Genomic DNA, 18,371 nt, shown 5'->3' on the forward strand with positions numbered 1-18,371 from the left:
CACCGCCGAGCACACAACCCAAAACAGGGTCGAAGGCCCCACACCACCACCCACCCAAGGGACGGCATGGTGTGGGGCCTCCCCACACCCCACCAAGCACCCACACGGCGAGCCGAAGGGCACGCCAAAGGGCCTCGATGACAGACTGGCTCGCGTAGGCGCGGCCCGCTGTTGGATTGCCTCTGCTCTCACGACTGGTGTGGAGACTCTGGAAGCATGACCTTGACCTCCTCCTGTGCTCTGGTCTAGGCCACGCCCGGTGCGTTCGATAGGATGCCGGCAGCGCATATGCGGCCTTGGATGGCCGTCGTCCTGAAAACGAAATGAGAGACAGCATGGCTGAGCGTTCTTCCCACGGTTCCCGCGGACCCCGCCGCAGCTCAGGAGGGGAGAGGCACGGTTTCGGTCGCGGACACGGTGGCCAGTCACGCCGCGGTTCAGGATCCTCCTACCGGGGCGTAGACGGATCCCGCGGCGAGGGCGGCTACAAGCGCCGGGACGCAGGCCAGGGGCGTGCTTACGGTGATGGTGATCGCCGCCGTTCGGCTCGTGACGGTGGGGACCGCGGCCGGTCCTACGACGACGGTGAGCGTCGCACTCGGTCCTACGGCGACGGTGAGCGTCGTGGCCAGGGCGGGCGCGGTTCCGGCTCGCGCGGCCAGGGCTTGTCCCATGGTGGGCGCGCAGGGCGCGGCTTCGGCGGGCGGGACACGCGCTCGGGCGAACGTCGGGACTCCCGGCCGCCTCAGCGTCACCGGGCGCCTGAGCCGGCGGTTCCCGAGGAGGTTCAGGCTGCGGACCTGGAGGCCTCGGCGCGCCGCGAGCTGCGGGGACTGGGGCGTGCCAACGCTGAGAACGTCTCGCGGCACCTCGTCATGGTGCAGCGCCTGCTGGACTCTGACCCCGAGCTGGCCTTCCAGCACGCACGTTACGCTGCCTCTCACGCCGGCCGGGTGGCCGTGGTGCGTGAGGCTGCCGGCGTGGCCGCCTATCTCTCGGGTCACTATCAGGAGGCCCTGCGTGACATCCGCGCCGCCAGGCGTCTGTCCGGTCTCGACCTGCACCGGGCTATCGAGGCCGACTGTGAGCGGGCTCTGGGACACCTCGGGCGTGCGCTCAAGGCTGCCGAGGAGGCGGACCCACGTCAGCTCGATGACGTCGAGGAGGCCGAGATCGCGATGGTGGTCTCCGGTGTCCGTCACGAGATGGGCCAGACTGAGCTGGGCCTGATCGTGATCGAGGAAGCGATCATGATGTTCCGCGGCGACCGCGAGACCCTGCGCCGGCTTCACTCGGTGCGTGCGGATCGGCTGGAGGAGCTTGGACGCATCGAGGAGGCGCAGGCGGTTCGCCAGCGCATCGGCGAGGGCCCGCAGGACACTGAGCCGGAGGACGTCGAGGTCTACGACATCGAGGAAGAGTCGCAGGAGGAGCTTTCCGAGGCTGCGGAGGCCGCGGAGGCCGAGGTGCACGAGCCGCCGGCCGAGGACGACGACGAGCCGGATGACGACTCTGACGCTGAGTGGTCCGCGTCCTTCGCTGAGCGCGTGGAGGAGGAGATGGCCGAGCTGCTCGGCGAGACAACGCCGGCCACCGAGGCTGCCGCCTCGCAGGAGGAGCAGGCATGACCTCACCCGCAGTGCCCTGCGCAGCCACGCTCCTGGGCTCGCCGTCCCCGCTGTCCCAGGCCTACGACGTCGCGCTGCTGGACCTGGACGGGGTGTGCTTTGCCGGCGAGGCGCGCATCGACCACGCCGCGCAGGGCGTCAACGGCGCGCGCGGAGCTGGCATGCGCCTGTCCTTCGTGACGAACAACGCCTCCCGTGCCCCGCGCACGGTCGTCGACAAGCTCGCGGCCAATGACATCGAGGCCTACCCGACTGAGGTCTTCTCCGCCGCCATGGACGCCGCGGCGCTGCTGGGCGAGCACGTCGAGCCGGGCAGCCCCGTCCTCGTCATTGGTGGTGACGGTCTACGCCAGGCCCTCCTCGATGAGGGCTACCGCCTGGTGGACAGCGCTGAGGATCATCCGGTCGCCGTCGTCCAGGGCTGGGCGCCCGAGGTGGACTGGGCGATGATGTCGGAGGGCGTGTACGCCATCCGCGACGGTGCCCTCCACGTGGCCACCAACACGGACGCCACCCTGCCCACGGAGCGCGGTTTCGCGCTGGGCAACGGCAGCCTCGTCGTGGCCGTGGCCAACGCCTCAGGCAAGGACTACCTGGCGGGAGGAAAACCCTTCCCCGGGATCTACCGCCGGGCACTGGCACGCGCAGGCGGCTCTACGCCGCTGGCCGTCGGCGACCGCCTGGACACTGACCTGGTGGGCGCCCGCGCGGCGGGGATCGCTGGCATGCACGTCCTGACCGGTGTCTCGACGGCTCGAGACGTCGTCCTGGCTCCTGTCGAGCAGCGCCCGAGCTACCTGCACACCGACCTTCGAGGCCTCAACGAGCCTCACCCGACCCCCAGCCGCGGAGAGACGGGATGGTGGCAGGTCGGTGCCTGGGCGGCCCAGGTGTCCGGCGGCGTCGCGCGGCTGCGCAGCGAGCACGGTACCTGGGAGCTTGACCCCCAGGGCACGACGGCGGAGCTCGCCTTGGACGCCTACCGCGCCCTGGCATGCGCGGTCTGGGAGCAGCTGGACAGCCACGGCCCCGCTGGGGCGCCGGCGCTGCCCGGGCTGAGCGTCCGGGCCGCCTCGGAGGGCTGATGGCGAGCCCAGGACCCCGGCCAGCGCCCCCTCGGCCGGTGCCCGGCCCACCGCCAGGAGCAGCGGGCAGCGTTCAGGCACGTGACCTGCCGGACTACGCCGGCCGTCTGGAGGAGATTGGCGCCCTGCCACTTGAGGAACGGTCTGCAGGCCTGGCTGCCGTTCACGAGGAGCTGGCCTCGCTCCTGCGGGAGGCGGAGGGCTGAGCTGGTACCAGGCGTGGGCAGACAACCGGAGGACGACATGGCCAGACTGATCCGCATTGACTCTGAGCTCGTACGTCGCGGGCTCGCACGCTCGCGTACCCACGCCACCCAGCTGGTGACGGACGGCCACGTCACCCTCGACGGCGCCGTCGTGACCAAGCCGGCGCGTCAGGTCAACCCGGCCCAGGCGATCGAGGTTGTCATCCCCACTGGTGACGACTATGTCTCCCGTGGCGCCCATAAGCTCGCCGGCGCCTTGGACGCGCTGACCGAGCGGGGTCTGGCGCCACGCGTCCAAGGGCGTCGGTGCCTGGACGCCGGAGCCTCCACAGGCGGGTTCACGGACGTGCTGCTGCGCCGCGGCGCCGAGCACGTCGTGGCCGTCGACGTCGGCTACGGGCAGCTTGCCTGGTCCCTTCAGTCCGACCCACGGGTGACCGTGCTCGACCGCACCAACGTGCGCACCCTGGATCCGCAGGCCGTGGCTCCGGCCCCAGGACTCGTCGTGGGAGACCTGTCCTTTATCTCCCTCACCCTCGTCCTGCCCCCGCTCGTGGCAGCGGCCGCCGAGGATGCGGACCTGCTGCTCATGGTCAAGCCGCAGTTCGAGGTCGGCAAGGAGCGTCTGGGCCATGGGGGAGTCGTGCGGGACCCGGAGCTGCACGTGGAGACCGTCCTGACGGTGGCCGAGGCCGCTCACGGCCTCGGACTGGGTATCGACGCCGTGACGGCCTCACCGCTGCCGGGGCCGGCCGGCAACGTCGAGTACTTTGTCTCCATGCACGCCTCATGTGCCGGTGCGCCGCAGGACCTGCGTGGCCAGGCGCTGGTGGACGAGGCGCGCCGCGCCGTCGACGCCGGCCCGGCCGGTCAGGCTCGGCGAGCCAGAGGAAGGAGATGACGGTGACCGTACGCCGCGTCATGGTCATCCAGCGTGACCGTGGTGACAAGCCTGTGCCTCCGCACCGCAAGGCGGCGCCGACGGCTCGCGCCGTTGAGCGCGCTGAGGCGGCTCTGCGTGCCCACGGCGTGGACACCGTGGACCAGGACTGCCAGGACGAGGTCGACTTCGTCCTCGTCCTGGGTGGTGACGGCACGATCCTGCGCGCCAGCGAGATAGCGCGTGAGCGTGACATCCCGCTGGCCGGGGTCAACACCGGGCACGTCGGCTTCCTCGCCGAGGCTGACCCTGACGACTTGGACCAGGTCGTTGCTGACATCGTGGCCGGGCGTTATACGGTCGAGAACCGGATGACCATGGACGTGGAGGTCACTGCTCCTGACGGCACGGTCACTCGCAGCTGGGCGCTCAACGAGGCCGCCCTGGAGAAGCGTGACCGTGCGCGCATGCTCGAGGTCGCCATCGGGGTGGACGGGCAGGCGGTGTCCTCCTTCGGCTGCGACGGGTTGGTCATGTCCACCCCGACGGGCTCCACGGCCTACGCCTTCTCCGGAGGAGGCCCCGTGATCTGGCCTGAGGTCGAGGCTCTTCTGCTGGTCCCCCTGGCTGCCCACGCCCTGTTCACCCGTCCCCTGGTCCTGGGACCGTGTTCGTGCCTGGAGGTCGTGGTCCAGCACGCCGGCCTGGGAGGTGCCGAGGTGTGGTGCGACGGCCGACGTCGCCTGCTGGCTCCTGCCGGCAGCAGGATCCGTGCCCGGCGTGCCGCTCGTCCGGTCCGTGTGGCGCGCCTGAACCAGGCCCCGTTCTCCACCCGTCTGGTGCGCAAGTTCGACCTTCCCGTTGACGGGTGGCGGGCTGCCGCCGAGCGGCCTGCCCCTCGTGCTCCGCAGGAGGTCAAGCCGTGATCGAGTCGCTACGCATCGAGGACCTGGGCGTCATCGAGGAGGCTGAGCTGACGCTGAGCCCCGGGCTGACGGCTCTGACCGGGGAGACAGGTGCCGGAAAGACCATGGTGCTCACCTCGCTCGGCTTGCTGCTGGGCGAGCGCGCCGAGTCCACCGTGGTGCGGGCTGGGGCCGACCGCACGGTCGTGGAGGGCAGCTTTGTCCTGGACCAGCACTCGCGCGCTGCCGCGCGTGCCCAGGAGGCCGGCGCCGAGCTGGATGAGGACCTGCTCATCGCCTCGCGGACCGTTCCGGCGCAGGGACGGTCCCGCGCCTACCTCGGGGGGCGCTCGGTGCCGTCTGCCGTCCTGTCAGAGGTGGGAGCCGAGCTCGTCTCGGTTCATGGCCAGGCTGACCAGCTCCGCCTGCGCAGCGCGGCGGCCCAGCGCTCCGCCCTGGACAGCCTGGGCGGGGCCGAGCACCTGGCCCGGTGCCGGTCCTATGCCCAGGCCTACCGTGCCTATCAGGATGCCGCCCAGCGGCTGCGCCAGTGGCGTGAGGGAGCCGCTGCCCGTGCTGAGGAGGTAGCCCGCCTGCGGGGGTGGCTGGAGGCGATCGAGGAGCTTGACCCGGCTCCGGGCGAGGACGTGGCACTGACTGAGGAGGCCACACGCCTCGACCACGCTGAGGACCTGCGGCGTGCCGCCGCCGTGGCACGCACGGCGCTGGCCGGTGACGACGACGCCCTGGCCGCCCAGGCCGACGCGCTGTCACTGCTGGCAGAGGCAGAGCGTGCGATTGCGCCTGTCGCGGAGGTGGACAAGGCGCTGGGCGAGCTGGGGGCGCGGGTTGAGCGCCTGTCGATCGAGGCGGCTGATGTGGCGGCCGAGCTGGGTGAGTACCTGGCTGGCCTGGACGCGGACCCGGCCCGGCTGGCGTGGGTCCAGGACCGTCGCGGCGAGCTGGCCCGAGCCTGTCGGGAGATTGGCGGCGCACACGAGGAGATCGAGGACGCTGACGCGCTGCTCGCCTTTGCTGAGCGTGCGGCCGCGCGGCTGGAGGTCCTGGACGGTCCGACGGATACAGGCAGCGCACTCTCGCAGGAGGTTGAGCAGGCTCGCGAGCTCCTGTACACGCGTGCTGGCGAGCTCAGCGCGGCCCGCGCGCAGCTGGCTGAGTTGCTGCGTGAGCGCGTGACCAGCGAGCTCGAAGGGCTTCAGATGAAGGGATCGCGCCTGGTCGTGGTCCTGGACAGGCTCGACGAGCCCGGACCGACGGGGGCGGAGTCCGTGACGCTGCAGCTGGTCTCCCACCCTGGTGCTCCTGCGCTGCCGCTGGGCAAGGGAGCCTCAGGCGGCGAGCTGAGCCGCATCATGCTCGCCCTGGAGGTCGTCCTGGCCGAGGCGAGTACGGACGGCTACCGGCGCACCTTGGTCTTTGACGAGATTGACGCCGGCGTGGGCGGAAGGGCTGCTGGTGAGATCGGGCGCCGTCTGGCGCGGCTGGCGCGCTCCCACCAAGTGGTGGTGGTCACGCACCTGGCGCAGGTCGCTGCATGGGCGGACACCCAGCTGGTGGTGCGTAAGGAGCAGGCTCAGGACTCTCACAGGCAGCAGGCTCAGGCGAGCAACGGCGTCGTGCCGGGCCTAACCCGCACCACCGTGCTGCCGGTCAACGGGACGGAGCGCGTGCGTGAGCTGGCCCGTATGCTCTCGGGCCACGATGACTCAGACTCGGCGTTGCGCCACGCCGCTGAACTGTTGGAAGAGGCCCACGTGGCAGAATCCCAGCCGTGAGGAACCCCTTCCGCAAGCAGCTACCGTCGGAGCCGGAGCGCCCCAGCGGCCTCGTGCGCGTGGACGCCCGGACCAAGACGCTCACCAAGCGCCTGCGCCCGGGCGACATCGCCATCATCGACCACAGTGACCTGGACCGCGTAGCCGCCGAGGCGCTCGTCGAGTGTCAGCCCGCCGCGGTCCTCAATGCCGCGCCCTCGGTCTCCGGACGCTATCCGAATCTCGGTCCTGGCATCCTGCTGGAGGCCGGTATTCCCCTCATTGATGACCTGGGCTCTGACGTCATGCGTCTGCGTGAGGGTCAGCGGGTGGTCATCGACCTGGCTGAGGACTCGCCCTCCCGAGGCACTGTGGTACTCGCCGGCTCCGAGCAGTCCATTGCCCAGGGCACCGTCCAGACCGCCCAGATCGTCGAGGCGGCGATGGAGGCAGCCAAGGAGGGGCTGGCAGTTCAGCTTGAGGCCTTTGCTGCCAACACCATGGAGTACATGCGCGGGGAGCGCGACCTCCTGCTCAACGGCGTGGGGATGCCGGACGTGCGCACGCAGATGAGTGGGCGCCACGTCCTGGTCGTGGTGCGCGGTTACTCCTACAAAGAGGACCTGCAGGCCCTCAAGCCTTATATCCGCGAGTACAAGCCCGTCATCATCGGCGTGGACGGCGGGGCCGACGCCGTCCTCAAGGCCGGCTTCAAGCCGGACATGATCGTGGGGGACATGGACTCGGTCTCAGACAAGGCGCTGCGTTGCGGGGCTGAGATCATCGTCCACGCCTACCGCGACGGCCGGGCGCCAGGCCTGGCGCGCGTGGAGGACCTGGGTGTGGAGCACCTTGTCTTCGCCGCCACCGGTACTAGCGAGGACATCGCCATGCTCCTGGCCGACGCTGCTGGCGCCGAGCTCATCGTGGCGGTGGGCACGCACGCGACCCTGCTGGAGTTCCTGGACAAGGGACGCGCCGGGATGTCCTCGACCTTCCTCACGCGCCTCAAGGTTGGCAGCCGCCTCATCGACGCCAAGGGCGTCTCGCGCCTGTACCGCACCCGCATCTCCACCTGGCAGCTTGTCCTGCTGGCACTGGCCGGGCTCATCGCCCTGGGTGTGGCGCTGGCGGCCACGTCCGCCGGGCAGACCTTCCTCGGCCTGTCCGGTGCCGTGTGGGACGACATCGTCAACTTCATACGCTCGTTGCTGGGGCTGGCTCCGTCGGCCCCGACCGTCTGACGACTTGGAACAGGAACGGCACACCTCATGATCGACTTCCGCTACCACCTGGTCTCCCTGATCTCCGTCTTCCTGGCTCTGGCCGTCGGTGTCGTCCTGGGAGCAGGACCGCTGCAGAGCTCTTTGGGCAACGCGCTCAACGATCAGGTCGCCTCGCTGCGCGAGGACCGCAACGCCACCCAGGGCAAGCTGGAACAGACCGAGACGGCCGTCAACGACCGCGACGAGTACATCACCGCCGCGGCGGCTGCCTACCTGCCCGGCACCCTGACCAACCGCAAGGTCGCGCTCGTCGCCCTGCCTGAGGCCGACAGCTCTGACATCGAGGCAGTCGTGGCCCAGCTGGAGGCAGCCGGCGCCAGCGTGGTGGCCCGGGTCACGCTGACGACGGCGTGGATCGACACCTCCCGGGAGACCTTCCGCTCCACCTACTCCGGCCAGTTCGCCGGCTACATGGAGGCCGTGTCCGGCAGCGGGAACACGGTCCTGGGTGCTGGGCTCGCCACGGCGCTGACGTCGTCGGAGGCAAGCGCCTCGGCCCTGACCGACCTGCTCAAGGCCTCGGACAGCCCGCTGATGACGGTGGATGCCGAGCCGAGCGAGCCGGCGGACAGCGTCGTCGTCGTCGGCCCGCGCACCACCATGACCACGGGGGACGACCCGACCCCGGCCCCGACCGAGGGCATCAGCCTGGCGGCCTGGAACGAGGCACTTGGAGGTCTGGCCTCCGTCTCGCCGTCCGTGGTGATCGGTGCGGCCGACGTCAAGACCGACCTCGTGGCGCAGCTGCGCTCCTCGCAGACCAAGGTGACCACCGTTGACTCGGTGGGGCAGGTCGCGGCCGCGGTCTCGGTCCCGCTGGCGCTGGCCCAGACGATTGCCGGGACCACCGGCTCCTACGGATTCGATGAAGGCGCCGAGGCGGTCATGCCGCAGCTGTCGGCGGCCACCAAGGCCGCCGAGCCAGCCGCCACGGAGAACACAGAGCAGTGACGACGCCGCAGCGCGCCCTGGACCTGCTGCCCGCCGTGGCCGGAGGCAGCCTCGTGGGGACCGTGAGCCGGGTGCTGGCGCGCAGCCCGCGCCTGGAGGCCGTCCTGGAGCGCGAGAACTTCCACGGCCGCAGGGTCAGCCTGCGCGGAGGCCTCGCCATGGCGGCCGGTACCACCGCCGTCGGGCTCCTCGCCGCTCGGCCCGTGGCACAGGGCGAGGGCGCACGGGTGGCACAGGCGGCGGCGCTGGGAGCGGCGGTGGCCACGACGGCGGCCGGCGCGGCGGGCCTGGTCGACGACCTCGACCAGGGAGCCCATGACGGTGAGGCCCCTGCCAAGGGCCTCAAAGGACACCTCGGTGCCCTGGCCCGCGGACGCGTGACCACCGGAGCCCTCAAGATCCTCGTCATCGGAGCCGGTTCCGCTGTGGCCGGCGCCGTCATGACGGCCGCGGACCCCAGGCCTCATCGTGGGCTGGGCGGCCTGGTGGACGCGGGCGTGCGCACCGTGGCCATCGCCTCGTGGGCCAATGTGCACAACCTGCTCGACCTGCGTCCGGGCCGTGCCCTCAAGGCCGCGGGGCTCCTGGCCGCTCCGATGGCACTGACGCAGGCGCGACGGGCTCCGGCCTCGGCGGCGCTGGCTGGCGGCACGCTGGCCTGTTGCGCGGCGGGGCTGAGAGAGGACCTGGCCGAGCAGACCATGCTGGGGGACACCGGCGCCAACACGGTCGGTGCCCTGGCCGGGGCGAGCCTGGCCAGCCATCCCAGCCCTGTGCTCCGCCTGACCAGCGCCTGCGCTGGCACCGCCTTGGTCCTGGCCAGCGAGAAGATCTCCTTCTCTGGCGTCATCGCCCGCACACCTGCCCTGGCCGCCCTGGATGCGTTGGGACGCCGTGAGGACTAGCGGACCTGCTCCCTCCAGCGCCCGCAGCGGGCTGCTGGGAGCCGCAGGATCGGTGGCGGGCCTCACGCTCGTCTCCCGTGCGCTGGGCTTCGCGCGCTGGATCGTCCAGGCCTCCACGGTCGGGGCCGGGACGGTGGCGGGTGCCTACTCCACGGCCAACCAGGTCCCCAACGTCCTGTACGAGGTGGTGGTCGGCGGTGCGCTGGCCGCCACGATCGTTCCACTGCTGGCCGGGGCGGTACGAGGAGGTCGGCGCGAGGAGGTCGAACGCACGGCCTCGGGTCTGCTCGGCCTGGTCCTGATGGTCCTGGCCCCTCTGGCCGTGGCCCTGGCCGTGCTCGCCGGCCCGATCGCCTCGCTCTTTCCCCTCTCTCAGGGCGTCGACCCCGCCTACCAGCGTGAGCTGGTGGCCGGCTTCCTGCGCATGTTCGCCCTCCAGGTGCCGCTGTACGGCGTCGGGGTGGTGCTCACCGGCGTCCTGCAGGCGCACGGCCGCTTCGCCTGGCCTGCGCTGACGCCGGTGGCCTCCAGCCTCGTGGTCATGGCGACCTACGCCGTCTACGGGCAGATGAGTGCCTCCGCGCCTGAGACCCCCTCCGGCGCGTCACTTCAGGTCCTGGGCTGGGGCACCACCCTGGGAGTGGGTGCCCTGAGCCTGCCGCTGATCTGGCCGGTGGCGCGCCTGGGACTGCGGATCCGTCCCAGGCTGGGCCTGCGTGGCGGGCAGCTCAGGCGCCTGGGGCGCCTGGGAGGCGCGGGCCTGTGGACCCTGCTGGCGCAGCAGGCCAGCGTGCTCGTGGTGCTGGCGCTGGCCCGCAGCGGTGGTCGCACCGGCACCGTGGCCGTCTATCAGTACACCCAGGCGGTCTACGTCCTGCCCTACGCGGTGCTCGCCGTCCCGGTGGCGACCGTGCTCTACCCCCGTCTGGCCGCCGCGCTGGCAGCGGACGGACCTGAGCAGTCGGCGGTCAGCGAGCTCGCAGCGCGTTCGACGGCGCTGGTGGTGGCTGTCGCGGCCGCCGGAGGCGGTGCGCTGCTGGCCGTGAGCCAGGGGGCCCAGACCTTCTTCTCTCTGCTCACTGACGTTGAGGGGATGGGGCAGTCCCTGGCGGTGCTCGCCCCGGCGCTGATGGGCTACGCGCTCATCTTCCAGGTCACCCGGGTGCTCTTTGCTGCCGACCGCGCGGGCTCGGGGGCTGCCGCGACCTGCGCCGGGTGGGTGTGCGTCATCGTCGTCTCGACGGTGGCGGTGCGGGTCATGGCCCCCCACGGCGGCGACTCGCGCGCCACTCTCATCGCCTTGGCGATCGGGCTGAGCGTGGGGATGACGGTGGCTGGGGTCGGCCTGCTGGCAGCCTTGGCACGCCTGCTGGGCACGGCGGTCCTGGCACCGGTCCTGCGCGCCTTGCTGGTCAGCGGGGCCGTGGCCGCGGTCGGCGGCACGGCGGCGCTGCAGGCCACCTCGAGGCTGGCCAAGCACGCCACGACGCCGGTGTACCTGGCAGCATGTCTTCTGGCGGCCCTGCTCGTGGCTGCCACGAGCCTGGGCCTGGCGCTGGTGGCGGACCGCCGGCTGCTGGGCGTGCTGCGCCGTCGCCCCGCGCGCCAGGACCGGGCGCCGGCCGGCCAGGACGCCGCCGGCACGGTGGACGAGCAGGAGGGTGGCAGGTCATGACCTCACGCGTCGAGCCCGAGCGGCGGCGGTTGCGTGTGCTGGAGGTGTGCGGGTCAGCAGCCGGCGGCGTGCGTGCCCATGTGGCCGACTGCGCCCGGCTCCTGGCTGAGGCGGGCCACGACGTCATCGTCGAGGCTCCTGCCTCGGTGCTGGACGGGGCACCGCTGGGGGCTGCGCGCAGCGAGGTCCTCCAGATCGGCCCGCGTCCGGGCCCAGGCGACTTACTGGTGCTGGCGCGCCTGCGTCGTCTGGGACGACGGGCTGACGTCGTCCACGCCCACGGTCTTCGCGCCGGTGCCCTGGCCGCACTGGCACTGGGACGACGGCGGACGCGCCTGGTGGTCACCGAGCACAACCTGCCGGTGGGAGGACGCCTGACCACCGCCACGGGCCGGGCGCTGGCGGGTGTGGTCGCTGCTCGCTCCGACCAGGTCCTGGCCGTCAGCCCCGACCTGCTGGCACAGGCGCGTGAGCTGGGCGCGAGGGAGGCAGAGCTGGCCGTCATCCCCGCCTCCGGCCACGTGCAGCAGGAGGCACTGGACGCCGCGGCGGTGCAGGAGGTGTGGCCCGAGGGCTACCGCGTGCTCACGGTGGCGCGCCTGGCTCCCCAGAAGGGGCTGGACCTGCTCCTGGACGCCGCCGCGCAGCTGGCCGACGCCGTGACCGAGGCTGGCGGCGAGGGCGGTGCCACCTCACTGACGTGGGCTGTGGCCGGGGACGGACCGCAGGCCGATGAGCTTGCCGCACGGATCGCGCGCGAGCAGCTGCCCGTGCGCCTGCTGGGCCGCCGAGGAGATGTCAGCTCCCTCATGCAGGCCGCGGACGTTGTTGTCCAGACCTCGCTGTGGGAGGGCCAGCCCATCACGATCCAGGAGGCGCTAGCTGCTGGGGCGGCGATCGTGGCCACGGACGTGGGAGGCACGGGCGTGACCTCTCGCGGTGGAGCCCAGCTCGTCTCGCCGAGCAGCCAGGCCGTTGCCCAGGCCGTGGCCCGGCTCCTGGCCGACGACGGTGCTCGCCGCCAGGCCCAGGACCGCGCGCGTCAGGCGGCGCGTGAGCTGCCGGACCACGCGGCGCTGGCGGCCCAGCTGCAACGAGTGCTGGACCCAGGCGTGTGAGGCGGCTCTAGCCGACCGTGTCTGTCAGGTTTCGCCGTCATCGATATGATGGAGTTCCGTGATGAGCACGTCTAACCGCTCCAGCGGTCACCAGAGTGAAGTCCCTGCCCACATCTTCGTCACCGGTGGCGTCGTCTCTTCCCTCGGTAAGGGGCTGACGGCCTCCAGCCTGGGACGACTGCTGCGCTCGCGCGGTATCAGCGTGGCGATGCAGAAGCTTGACCCGTATATCAACGTCGACCCCGGCACGATGAACCCCTTCCAGCACGGGGAGGTCTTTGTCACCGAGGACGGAGCGGAGACGGACCTGGACATCGGCCACTACGAGCGCTTCCTTGACGTCAACCTCTCCGGCAAGGCCAACGCCACCACCGGGCAGGTCTACTCCCGCGTGATCGCCAAGGAACGGCGGGGGGAGTACCTGGGAGACACCGTCCAGGTCATCCCGCACATCACTGACGAGATCAAGCGTGTCATGCGCTCTCAGGCTGAGCCTGGCCCGGACGGCGAGGTACCTGACGTCATCATCACCGAGATCGGCGGCACGGTCGGTGACATCGAGTCCCAGCCCTTCCTCGAGGCGGCTCGCCAGGTGCGTGCCGATCTGGGGCGGGCCCACGTGGCCTTCGTCCATGTCTCCCTCATTCCCTTCCTGCCGGCGGCCGGTGAGCTCAAGACCAAGCCCACCCAGCACTCGGTGGCCGCGCTGCGCTCGATCGGTATCCAGCCTGACGCCCTGGTCCTGCGCACCGACCGGCCCCTGCCTGAGGGAGTCAAGGGCAAGGTGGCGCTCATGTGCGACGTCGACCGTGAGGCCGTCGTCGAGTGCAAGGACGCCGCGAGCATCTACGACGTCCCGCCGACCCTGCACCGTGAGGGCCTGGACGCCTTCCTCGTCCAGAGGCTGGGCCTGACCTTCCGGGACGTGGACTGGGCGGAGTGGAACGGCCTGCTCGACCACGTCCACAACCCCTCCCGCCGTCTTGAGGTGGCGCTGGTGGGCAAGTACATCGATCTGCACGACGCCTACCTGTCCGTCTCCGAGGCCATCCGCCACGCCGGCTTCGCCTGCGACGCGAAGGTGGAGATCCGCTGGGTCGCCTCCGACACCTGCGAGAGCCCGGACGGAGCCCAGCGTGCGCTGTCCGGGGTGGACGCCGTCGTCGTGCCCGGCGGCTTCGGCGTGCGCGGCATCGAGGGCAAGCTCGGGGCGCTGCGCTGGGCCCGCGAGCATCAGGTGCCCACCCTGGGCCTGTGCCTGGGGCTGCAGTGCATGGTGATCGAGGCAGCCCGCCACCTGCTGGGGCTGGAGGCCGCGTCCTCAACCGAGATGGCGCCCGAGACCCCCGACCCCGTCGTCACCACGATGGACGCCCAGCGTGAGTTCGTCACCGGTGGGGGAGACCTGGGCGGCACGATGCGGCTGGGTGCCTACCCGGCGGTCCTGACCGAGGGCTCCGTCGTCGCCCAGACCTACGGCGCCACCCACGTCAGCGAGCGCCACCGCCATCGCTTCGAGGTCAACAACGCCTACCGTGAGCGCCTGGAGGAGGCGGGCCTGCACGTGTCCGGCACCTCGCCGGACGGGCACCTGACCGAGTTCGTCGAGCTCGACCGCGCCCTGCATCCCTACTACGTGGCCACACAGGCCCACCCGGAGTTCAAATCGCGGCCCACCCACGCCCACCCGCTGTTCACGGGGCTGATCAATGCCGGGCTGGACCGCCAGCGTGACCGCTTCGCCGCTCGTGGCGAGGAGGGACTGGAGCCCGAGGTCGCGCAGGCTGCCCAGAAGGGTAGCGTGGCACCCGTCAAGGATGAGGCCACGGCGGGAAGGCAGTCACGGTGAGCACGAGGGGACAGGCGCGCGAGCTGGACGACCAGCGTGACTCGCGGCAGGTGACCGCCAGCCAGCAGGTGTGGGCCGGCCCGATCTTCACCATCCAGGACGAGCAGATCGCGCTCGCCCCTGGTGCTGAGCCCGTGCGCCGGCAGACCGTGGCCCACCATGACGCCGTGAGCATCGTGGCGTGGCGTGAGGGGGCGGACTCCTCCCAGGACGACGGCGCTGCGGAGATCCTCCTGGTGCGTCAGTACCGTCACCCGGTGCGTGCCGACCTGTGGGAGGTCCCGGCAGGCCTGCTTGACGTTGCTGGCGAGGCGCCGGCGGTGGCTGCAGGGCGGGAGCTGGCGGAGGAGACTGATTACGAGGCCGGTACCTGGCACACGCTCGTCGACTACTATGCCTCGCCGGGCTTCACCACGGAGGGCTGCCGCTCCTTCCTCGCTCGTGACCTCAGCCTCCTGCCGGAGGAGCGCCGGGTGCCTCGTGAGGCGGAGGAGGCTGAGTTCGTGCCGACCTGGTTCCGTTTCGACGACGTCGTGGCGGCAGTCCTGCAGGGCCGGCTCCACAACCCGGCCACGGTGGCGGGGGTGCTGGCGGCTGACCGGCTGCGCGCTCGCGGCTGGGAAGGGCTGCGCCCAGCCGATGCGCCGTGGCTGAGGAGCCCGGTGAGTCTGTAGCACCACAGCGGCTGCGCCGCACACGGTGGCCCGCGACACGACACGTGCCGTGGGCCACTTTTCGTTGCCAGGACTGGCGTTCTTCAGTGAAGCGATTAACGTGCTGAGATTAAGGGCGTTAAACGGTTGACGAGCGGTCAGCGGTAAGGCAGGATGGGCCCATCGGCATACGAAGGTGTCTGCTACGTGATGACAATGGCGCGAGGAGGTGCGATGACGACTCTGACGGATGTGGCGCAGGCTGCCGCGGTCTCGACCGCCACGGCCTCCTTGGTCCTGTCAGGGAAGGCGAACGGGCGGGTCTCGGCGACGACGGCCAAGCGGGTACGTGGCGCCGCCCGGGACCTGGGCTACGTGCGTAACGCCCTGGCGGCCTCGATGCGTAGTCAGCGCACCCGGACGCTGGGCGTGGTCGCCAATGACGTGCTATCCACCCCCTACGCCGTCTCGATGGTTGACGGCATCTTGACCACCGCACGGTCACAGGGGTGGTCGGTGATCTTCGCCGACACTGGCGGTGACACCTCAGAGCGTCGCCGTGCCGTCGATGAGCTGTGCTCGCGCCAGGTCGACGCCATCATCTACGCGGCGATGTACCACCAGGAGGTGGTCGTTGACGAGGGACTGTCAGACGTCTTCGTGCTTAACAGCTTCGCTGACCGCGACGACGTGCCCGGTGTGGTCCCGGACGAGGAGCGTGCCGCCTATGAGGCGACGACTCATCTCATCGAGCTTGGCCACGACCGCATCGCCCACCTGGCGCACGACTCTGACGCGGCGGCGGTCGGCCTGCGCATCGCGGGCTATCGCCGGGCCCTGGTCAGCCACGGCCTGCCGTGGGACGAGCGCCTGCTCTTGCGCGGAGACAATGATCCTGCAGGCGCTGACGAGGCGGCTACGCGGCTGCTGGACCTCGATCCTCGCCCGACAGCTGTCTTCTGCTACAACGACGCCATGGCCGCTGGGGTGTACCGGCAGGTGGCGCGTCGAGGCCTGAGGATCCCTCAGGACCTGTCAGTGGTGGGCTTTGACGACCTGGAGCTGATCTCCACCAACCTTGATCCCCAGCTGACCACCATGCGGCTGCCGCACTACGAGATGGCTGAGTGGATGACGCGCGCGGTGATCTGTGAGGACGAGCAGAACCCGCCTCCTGGGGTCACTCGTATGCACTGCCAGCTCATTCAACGAGCGTCGACGGCGCCGCCCAGTCAGCCTGTCCGCTCCTCAGACCTGGGCTGAGCAGCCCGGGCACGCACAAGCTTCCGGCTCACACGAGCCGGGGGAACTCCCATCCCAGATGACACAAAGGAGTGTTCCATGATCACGACTCGTCGTACCTTCCTCGGCCTGGGCGCTGCCAGTGCGGCGGCCCTGACCCTGGCGGCCTGTTCCTCGCAGGGTAAGGACTCCTCAGGTTCTGCTTCCGGCGGCAAGGGCGGGCTGACACTGTGGACCCACAGCGCCGGCGGAACAGATGAGTACGCCGTTATCGAGGGCATCGTCAATGACTTCAATGCCGCCAACCCCGACACCCCGATCACGATCACGGCCTTCCCCCAGGCCTCCTACAACGACGCGATCGTGGCGGCGGCTGCCTCCGGTGATCTGCCTGACATCCTGGACCTGGACGGTCCGATCATGCCGAACTGGGCCTGGTCTGGCTACCTCGCTCCTCTGACGCTGCCCAGCTCGCTGACCGACAAGATGGTGGACTCCACCAAGGGGTACTTCAACGACACGCTCTACTCCGTGGGCCCGTACGACACCTCGCTGTGCTTCCTGGCCCGCAAGTCCGCGATCGAGCAGATCGGGGCCCGCGTCCCCACCGTTGACTCTCCCTGGACCAAGGACGAGTTCGAGGACGTGCTGACCAAGCTCAAGGCGCTGCCCGACTACGAGTACGCCATCGACTTGTCGAACTGGGACGCCGCGGAGTGGTGGCCCTACGCCTATGCCCCGATGCTGCAGAGCTTCGGTGGTGACCTCATTGACCGCAAGACCATGGCGAGCGCCGAGGGCGTTCTCAACGGTCCTGAGGCGAAGGCCTTCGGCGAGTGGTTCCGTCACCTGTTCGCTGACGGCCTGGCTTCCGAGACCCCGGCGACGGACGGTCAGGACTTCCTCCAGGGCAAGGTCCCGATGGTCTACACCGGCGGCTGGAAGGTGCTGCAGGCGCAGGAGACGCACGGCCTGGACGAGGTCCTCATCCTGCCGCCAGTGGACTTCGGTGCGGGTGCCAAGGTCGGCGGCGGTTCCTGGCAGTGGGCGGTGTCTGCGACCTCCAAGAACCAGGAAGCGGCTAACAAGTACATCGAGCTGCTCATGCAGGACAAGTACCTGATCAAGTACTCCGACGCGATCGGCACCTACCCCTCGATTGAGTCGGCGATCCCGGGCACTGCCAACTACGGTGAGGGCAAGCCGCTGGAGCCCGTCTATGAGATCGGCAAGGCCTTTGCCCTGCTGCGCCCAGCGACCCCGGGATACAAGACGATCTCCTCGGTCTTCGACAAGGCCTTGCGTGACATCGCCTCCGGCGCTGACGTCCAGGCCAGCCTTGACCAGGCGGTCAAGGACATCGACGCCGATATCACCTCCAACAACGGCTACAAGGTTTCCTGACGAGCCTCGCCCTGAACCCACTGATCCGGTGGGAGGCACGAGCGTGCCTCCCACCGGGAAGGGAGAAAGACGTGTCCACCTCTGTTGCGGCAAGGCGCAGCGCGAGCTCTCGTCGCGAGGCGCTGCAGGCGTGGCTCATGAGCTCACCTGCCCTCATCCTGTTACTGCTCTTCATGGGCATCCCGATCCTTCTCACCTTCGGGCTGTCCTTCACCAACGCCCGGTTGATCTCGCCCAACCCGCCTTCCTTCGTCGGGCTGGCCAACTTTGAGCGTGCCTTGGGAGCTGATCCCACGTTCTTGCGCTCGCTGACCAATACCGCCTTCTTCGCCCTCATCGTCGTTCCGTGCCAGTCCGGCCTGGCCCTGGCCCTGGCCATCCTGGTCAATCAGAAGGTCAAGGGCGTCACGGCCTTCAGGACGATGATCTTCATGCCTGTGGTCACCTCCATGGTGGTGGTCTCGATCCTGTGGAGCTTCTTCTACGAGGACGATGGCCTGGTCAACTCCATGCTCAACACCATCACGGGCGGCGGCTGGACGGCGGTGGCCTGGCTCAACAATCCGGGTACCGCGATGCCGGCGATCATCGTGCTGTCGATCTGGCAGGCGGTCGGCCTGCACATGATCATCTGGCTGTCTGGACTACAGGGCATCGACCCTGCGCTGTATGAGGCTGCGGACCTCGACGGTGTCAACGGCTGGCAGCGATTCCGCTACGTGACCTGGCCCAGGCCTGCGCTCGACGATGGTGTTCATCCTTGTCACCATCACCATCGCTGCGCTCGGACTGTTTGTCCAGGTTGATGT

General features: G+C 70.0%; 16 protein-coding genes. All 16 read left to right on the forward strand.

Features of this window, described 5'->3' with window-relative positions; genetic code table 11:
* Window positions 1–875 precede the first annotated feature (875 nt).
* Window positions 876–1,628: a tetratricopeptide repeat protein gene (locus tag CYJ26_RS00005; protein WP_040319968.1), complete on the forward strand. Its 753-nt coding sequence runs from the start codon at window positions 876–878 to the stop codon at window positions 1,626–1,628.
* Complete coding sequence (locus CYJ26_RS00010) at window positions 1,625–2,713, forward strand: HAD-IIA family hydrolase (RefSeq protein WP_024035746.1); 1,089 nt, start codon at window positions 1,625–1,627, stop codon at window positions 2,711–2,713. The genes CYJ26_RS00005 and CYJ26_RS00010 overlap by 4 nt, the downstream gene beginning before the upstream one ends.
* Before the next feature lie 38 nt (window positions 2,714–2,751).
* Window positions 2,752–2,919 carry a hypothetical protein gene (locus CYJ26_RS00015; protein ID WP_231550223.1) on the forward strand — a complete coding sequence of 56 codons (168 nt, stop codon included), beginning with the start codon at window positions 2,752–2,754 and terminating at the stop codon, window positions 2,917–2,919.
* A gap of 37 nt (window positions 2,920–2,956) precedes the next feature.
* The gene (locus CYJ26_RS00020; RefSeq protein WP_024035744.1) at window positions 2,957–3,820 is read left to right on the forward strand and encodes a TlyA family RNA methyltransferase; all 864 of its coding nucleotides are present in this window, start codon (window positions 2,957–2,959) and stop codon (window positions 3,818–3,820) included.
* 20 nt (window positions 3,821–3,840) lie between these two features.
* Window positions 3,841–4,725, forward strand: coding sequence for an NAD kinase (locus tag CYJ26_RS00025; RefSeq protein ID WP_048682953.1), 885 nt, complete (start codon window positions 3,841–3,843; stop codon window positions 4,723–4,725).
* Window positions 4,722–6,500, forward strand: coding sequence for a DNA repair protein RecN (recN, locus tag CYJ26_RS00030; RefSeq protein ID WP_101637741.1), 1,779 nt, complete (start codon window positions 4,722–4,724; stop codon window positions 6,498–6,500). Before CYJ26_RS00025 ends, recN begins: the two co-directional genes overlap by 4 nt.
* Entirely contained in the window at window positions 6,497–7,723 is a 1,227-nt protein-coding gene (gene steA, locus CYJ26_RS00035) for a putative cytokinetic ring protein SteA (protein WP_034236361.1), read from the forward strand. Before recN ends, steA begins: the two co-directional genes overlap by 4 nt.
* Before the next feature lie 27 nt (window positions 7,724–7,750).
* Complete coding sequence (locus CYJ26_RS00040; protein ID WP_034236359.1) at window positions 7,751–8,716, forward strand: copper transporter; 966 nt, start codon at window positions 7,751–7,753, stop codon at window positions 8,714–8,716.
* The gene (locus CYJ26_RS00045) at window positions 8,713–9,621 is read left to right on the forward strand and encodes a hypothetical protein (protein ID WP_024035465.1); all 909 of its coding nucleotides are present in this window, start codon (window positions 8,713–8,715) and stop codon (window positions 9,619–9,621) included. The genes CYJ26_RS00040 and CYJ26_RS00045 overlap by 4 nt, the downstream gene beginning before the upstream one ends.
* The gene (murJ, locus tag CYJ26_RS00050) at window positions 9,611–11,296 is read left to right on the forward strand and encodes a murein biosynthesis integral membrane protein MurJ (RefSeq protein ID WP_231550222.1); all 1,686 of its coding nucleotides are present in this window, start codon (window positions 9,611–9,613) and stop codon (window positions 11,294–11,296) included. The genes CYJ26_RS00045 and murJ overlap by 11 nt, the downstream gene beginning before the upstream one ends.
* A complete protein-coding gene (locus CYJ26_RS00055; protein WP_034236357.1) occupies window positions 11,293–12,414 on the forward strand; it encodes a glycosyltransferase family 4 protein in 1,122 nt (373 codons plus the stop codon). The genes murJ and CYJ26_RS00055 overlap by 4 nt, the downstream gene beginning before the upstream one ends.
* Before the next feature lie 61 nt (window positions 12,415–12,475).
* The gene (locus CYJ26_RS00060; protein WP_101637742.1) at window positions 12,476–14,263 is read left to right on the forward strand and encodes a CTP synthase; all 1,788 of its coding nucleotides are present in this window, start codon (window positions 12,476–12,478) and stop codon (window positions 14,261–14,263) included.
* Window positions 14,264–14,286: 23 nt separating this feature from the next.
* Window positions 14,287–14,937: an NUDIX domain-containing protein gene (locus CYJ26_RS00065; RefSeq protein ID WP_391484583.1), complete on the forward strand. Its 651-nt coding sequence runs from the start codon at window positions 14,287–14,289 to the stop codon at window positions 14,935–14,937.
* A gap of 213 nt (window positions 14,938–15,150) precedes the next feature.
* Entirely contained in the window at window positions 15,151–16,179 is a 1,029-nt protein-coding gene (locus CYJ26_RS00070) for a LacI family DNA-binding transcriptional regulator (protein WP_101637743.1), read from the forward strand.
* A gap of 78 nt (window positions 16,180–16,257) precedes the next feature.
* Window positions 16,258–17,562, forward strand: coding sequence for an ABC transporter substrate-binding protein (locus CYJ26_RS00075; protein ID WP_101637744.1), 1,305 nt, complete (start codon window positions 16,258–16,260; stop codon window positions 17,560–17,562).
* A 137-nt stretch (window positions 17,563–17,699) separates the two neighbouring features.
* Window positions 17,700–18,368 (forward strand): carbohydrate ABC transporter permease, encoded by a 669-nt coding sequence (locus CYJ26_RS00080; RefSeq protein WP_244901974.1) that lies wholly within the window; start codon window positions 17,700–17,702, stop codon window positions 18,366–18,368.
* Window positions 18,369–18,371 lie beyond the last annotated feature (3 nt).

This window comes from Actinomyces urogenitalis, assembly GCF_002861525.1.
GTDB classification, from domain to species: domain Bacteria; phylum Actinomycetota; class Actinomycetes; order Actinomycetales; family Actinomycetaceae; genus Actinomyces; species Actinomyces urogenitalis.

What these genes read in the sequence shown, in the direction of transcription:
- CYJ26_RS00060 (WP_101637742.1), top strand. Translation starts at nt 12,476, where the DNA reads ATGAGCACGTCTAACCGCTCCAGCGGTCACCAGAGTGAAGTCCCTGCC.
- CYJ26_RS00010 (WP_024035746.1), top strand. Translation starts at nt 1,625, where the DNA reads ATGACCTCACCCGCAGTGCCCTGCGCAGCCACGCTCCTGGGCTCGCCG.
- CYJ26_RS00080 (WP_244901974.1), top strand. Translation starts at nt 17,700, where the DNA reads ATGAGCTCACCTGCCCTCATCCTGTTACTGCTCTTCATGGGCATCCCG.
- CYJ26_RS00075 (WP_101637744.1), top strand. Translation starts at nt 16,258, where the DNA reads ATGATCACGACTCGTCGTACCTTCCTCGGCCTGGGCGCTGCCAGTGCG.
- CYJ26_RS00025 (WP_048682953.1), top strand. Translation starts at nt 3,841, where the DNA reads ATGGTCATCCAGCGTGACCGTGGTGACAAGCCTGTGCCTCCGCACCGC.
- CYJ26_RS00020 (WP_024035744.1), top strand. Translation starts at nt 2,957, where the DNA reads ATGGCCAGACTGATCCGCATTGACTCTGAGCTCGTACGTCGCGGGCTC.
- CYJ26_RS00005 (WP_040319968.1), top strand. Translation starts at nt 876, where the DNA reads ATGGTGCAGCGCCTGCTGGACTCTGACCCCGAGCTGGCCTTCCAGCAC.
- CYJ26_RS00040 (WP_034236359.1), top strand. Translation starts at nt 7,751, where the DNA reads ATGATCGACTTCCGCTACCACCTGGTCTCCCTGATCTCCGTCTTCCTG.
- CYJ26_RS00070 (WP_101637743.1), top strand. Translation starts at nt 15,151, where the DNA reads ATGACGACTCTGACGGATGTGGCGCAGGCTGCCGCGGTCTCGACCGCC.
- CYJ26_RS00055 (WP_034236357.1), top strand. Translation starts at nt 11,293, where the DNA reads ATGACCTCACGCGTCGAGCCCGAGCGGCGGCGGTTGCGTGTGCTGGAG.